Source organism: Couchioplanes azureus (assembly GCF_014648355.1).
Taxonomy (GTDB): domain Bacteria; phylum Actinomycetota; class Actinomycetes; order Mycobacteriales; family Micromonosporaceae; genus Actinoplanes; species Actinoplanes azureus.
The window spans coordinates 1-4,576 of sequence record NZ_BMQY01000025.1; the positions used below are offsets into that span (position 1 = coordinate 1).

Annotated in this window: 1 protein-coding gene; it reads left to right on the forward strand. The window is 72.4% G+C overall.

Going from position 1 to position 4,576, the window contains the following annotated elements; translation table 11 throughout:
- On the forward strand, positions 1-4,576 hold a 4,576-nt coding region (locus IEY99_RS33625; RefSeq protein ID WP_189208167.1), incomplete at both ends, for a type I polyketide synthase.

Consider the following 4,576-nt stretch of genomic DNA (forward strand, 5'->3'; position numbering starts at 1 on the left):
TCATGTTCTCCTCCGTCGCGGGCGTCTTCGGCGCTGCCGGACAGGGCAACTACGCCGCCGGCAACGCTTACCTGGACGCCCTCGCCGCGCACCGCCACGAGCAGGGCCTGCCCGCCACCTCACTCGCCTGGGGCCCCTGGGCGCAGGGCATGACCGAGACCCTCAGCGGCGCCGACGCCGACCGCATCGCCCGCTCCGGCATGCCCGAACTCAGCACGGATCGCGGCCTCGCCCTGTTCGACAGTGCCGTCGCGGCCGGGGGGCCGGCGTACGTCACGGCTCGCCTCGACCTGACCGCGATGCGCGCCCACGGCGCCGTGCCCGCATTGATGCGTGGCCTCATCCGTACCCGTACCCGCCGTACCGCGGCGGCCGGTGCCGTCGCCCAGAACCTCACTCAGCGTCTGTCGGGACGTTCCGACGCCGAGCAGCAGGACATCCTGCTCGATCTGGTTCGTGCCCAGGTCGCTGTGGTCCTCGGCCACACCGGTGCCGACATGATCGACCCGGAACGCGCCTTCCAGGACCTCGGGTTCGACTCGCTCACCGCGATCGAGCTGCGCAACCGGCTCGGCGACGCCTCCGGGATGCGGCTGCCCGCCACCGCGATCTTCGATTACCCGAGTGCCCGGCAACTCGCCGGATTCCTGCGGGACGAGCTGCTCGGCGCCCACGAAGCCGTGCTGCTGCCGACCGCGGCGCTCCCGTCCGTGGCCGACGATCCGATCGTCATCGTGGGTATGGCCTGCCGGTTCCCGGGTGGCGTCACCTCGCCCGAGGGACTGTGGGAGCTGGTCCGCGACGGCGTCGACGCGATCGGCGACTTCCCGGCCGACCGCGGCTGGGACGTGGACAACCTCTACAGCAGCGACCCGGACGAGGCAGGCACCTCGTACACCCGCCACGGTGGCTTCCTGCACGATGCCGCCGACTTCGACCCGGAGTTCTTCGGGATGAGTCCGCGCGAGGCGCTGGCCACCGACGCCCAGCAACGGCTGCTGCTGGAGACCACCTGGGAGGCGCTGGAGCGGACGGGCATCGACCCGGCCACGCTCAAGGGCAGTCCCACCGGCGTGTTCGCCGGTGTCATGTACAACGACTACGCCGGCACGCTCGACCCCGCTCAGTTCGAGGGGCAACTCGGCAGCGGCAGCGCCGGCAGCATCGCCTCGGGCCGCGTCTCCTACACGTTCGGGTTCGAGGGTCCGGCGGTCACCGTCGACACGGCGTGTTCGTCGTCGCTGGTGGCCCTGCATCTGGCGGCCCAGTCGCTGCGGTCGGGGGAGTGCGACCTCGCTGTCGCGGGCGGTGTGACAGTCATGTCCACGCCGACCACGTTCGTCGAGTTCTCCCGCCAGGGCGGGTTGGCGCCCGACGGGCGGTGCAAGCCGTTCGCCGATGCGGCGGACGGTGTGGGCTGGGCCGAAGGTGTCGGCATCCTCGTCGTCGAGCGGCGCTCGGACGCGCTGCGGCACGGTCACGAGATCCTCGCCGTGGTGCGGGGTTCGGCGGTGAATTCCGATGGTGCGTCGAATGGTCTGACGGCGCCCAACGGGCCGTCGCAGCAGCGGGTGATCCGGCAGGCGTTGGCCTCGGCCGGGCTGTCGGCGCAGGACGTCGATGTGGTGGAGGCGCACGGGACTGGTACGAGGTTGGGTGATCCGATCGAGGCGCAGGCGTTGTTCGCCACGTACGGGCAGCATCGTAGTCAGCCGCTCCTTCTCGGCTCGGTGAAGTCGAACATCGGTCATACGCAGGCGGCGGCGGGTGTCGCTGGTGTGATCAAGATGGTGATGGCGATGCGGCATGGTGTGGTGCCGCGGTCGTTGCATGTGGATGTGCCGTCTTCGCATGTGGATTGGCGTGCGGGTGCGGTGCGGGTGGCTGCGGAGCAGTGTGTGTGGCCGGGGTCGGGTCGGCGTCGTGCGGGGGTGTCGTCGTTCGGTATCTCGGGGACGAACGCCCACGTCATCCTCGAACAGCCGGATCCCACGGTTCCCGCGCAGCGGTCCGCCCCGAGCGGGGTCGTGCCGTGGGTCGTGTCGGCCAAGTCGCCGGACGCCCTGCGCGAGCAGCTCGCGCGACTCGACGCCGTGGACGCCGACCCGCACGACGTCGGCTGGTCCCTGGCCACCACCAGGAGCAGATTCGCGCACCGCGCGGTCCGCATCGGCGACCAGCTCGTTCAGGGCACCGCCCGGCCGGGCCGCACCGCCTTCATGTTCACCGGTCAGGGTTCTCAGCGCGCGGGGATGGGCCAGGGTTTGTACGCCCGGTATCCGGTGTTCGCCGAGGCCTTCGACGCGGTGACCGCACATCTGGACATCGACTGGGACGACCTGGACGCCACCGGTAACGCCCAGCCGGCCATCTTCGCCGTCGAGGTCGCCCTCTACCGGCTCCTGGAATCGTGGGGTGTCGTCCCGGACGTGTTGCTCGGCCACTCGGTCGGGGAGATCGCCGCCGCGCACGTGGCCGGGGTCCTCTGTCTGGAAGACGCCTGCACGCTGATCTCCGCTCGCGGCCGGCTCATGCAGGCGCTTCCGTCCGGCGGCGCCATGGTCGCCGTCGAGGCGTCCGAGCAGGACGTGCTGCCGCTGCTGACCGACGGTGTCTCGCTCGCCGCCGTCAACGGTCCGGCCGCGGTCGTGCTGTCCGGCGTCGAGGAGGCGGTCCTCGCCGTGGTCTCCCGCTTCGAGCGGACCAAGCGGCTCACGGTCAGCCACGCCTTCCACTCCGCGCTCATGGACCCGATGCTGGCCGACTTCGGCCGGGTCGTCGCCGGTCTCGACCTGCACACGCCGACCGTGCCGCTCGTCTCCAACGTCACCGGACGGGTGGAGACCGACCTGTTCACCGACCCGGCCTACTGGGTGCGGCACGTGCGGGAGACGGTGCGCTTCGCCGACGGGGTCGAGGCCGCCACCGCCGACCGGCACCTCGAGGTCGGCCCGGACGCCGTGCTGTCCGCGATCACCGGCGGCATTGCGGCCCTGCGCCGGGAACGCGACGAGGTCACCACCCTGCTGACCGCCGTCGGTACCGTCTTCAGCCAGGGTCACCCGGTCGACTGGGCTGCCGTCATCGGCCGCGGCCACCGCACCGACCTGCCCACCTACCCGTTCCAGCGGCAGCGCTTCTGGCCCGCCCCGTTCGCGGCGAACGTCGCAGGTCTCGGCGCGGCCGGCCTGCGCGAGCTCACCCATCCGCTGCTCGGCGCGGCGGTACGCCTGCCCGACGACGGCGGTCTGATCGCCACCGGGCGCCTCAGCATCCGGACGCAGCCCTGGCTGGCCGACCACACCGTGCACGGCTCCGTGCTCGTTCCGGGCACCGCCTTGGTCGAGCTGGCCCTGTGCGCCGGCGCCGAGGTGGGCACCCCCGGGCTGGAGGAGCTGACCCTGGCCGCGCCCCTGGTGCTGCCGGCCGACGACGCGGTGCAGATCCAGATCAGCGTCGGCCCGCAGGACGACGGTCGCCGCAGCATCACCGTGCACTCCGAGCACGACGGCCAGTGGACCCGCCACGCGCAGGGCTTCCTCACCGCGGCCACCGCGGCCGCCCCGCGCGACCTGGCCGAGTGGCCGCCATCCGGCGCGCAGCCGATACCGGTGGACGGCGCGTACGCCACGTTCCGCGCGCACGGGTACTCGTACGGGCCTGCCTTCCAAGGCCTGCGCGCCGTCTGGGCGGTCGGCGACGACCTGTACGCCGAGGTCGCCCTGCAAGGGCCGGCCGCCGACGACGCCGACGGCTTCGGCATCCACCCGGCCCTGCTGGACGCCTGCCTGCACGCGGTCATTCTCAGCAGCGGCGCACAGCAGACGATGATCCCCTTCGCCTGGAACGACGTCACCCTGCACGCCGCCGGTGCTGCCACGGTCCGGGTGCGGCTCACCAAACCGGGCGGCGACGCCACCACCGTCGAGGTCGCGGACACCACCGGCCGTCCGGTGCTGTCGGTCCGCTCGATGACCGGCCGTCCGGTCACCGCGGACCAGCTCGCCGCCACCACCACACCCGCGCTCTACACCGTCGAGTGGCAGCCCTCCGCAGCCCGCGCCCAGGTGATCCCGTCGGTGGTGCACGAGGTCGTCACCCCCGCGGGTGACGTGCCGTCCGCGGTGCGGGCGTTGACCGGTGAGGTTCTGGAGGTCTTGCAGCGGCATCTGGCTTCGGATCTGCCGGAGCGGTTGGTCGTGGTGACCCGCGATGCGGTGGCCGCGGAGATGCCGGATGTGGCGCAGACGCCGGTGTGGGGTCTGGTCCGGGCCGCGCAGGCGGAGAACCCGGGCCGCATCGTGCTGGTGGATTCCGACGGTAGCGTCGCGGTGGACACCGTGGACGAGCCCGAGTTCGCCGTTCGCGCGGGCACTGTGCTGGTGCCACGGCTGGTCCGCACCGATGTCACCGCCGACCCGCCGGTTCTCGCCGGCCCGGTCCTGATCACCGGTGGCACCGGCGGCATCGGCGCCGAGATCGCCCGCCGGCTCGTCGCCGAGAACGGCGTGCGCAGCCTGCTGCTCACCAGCCGTCGCGGGCCGGACGCGCCGGGCGCCGGTGAGCTGGCGGCCGA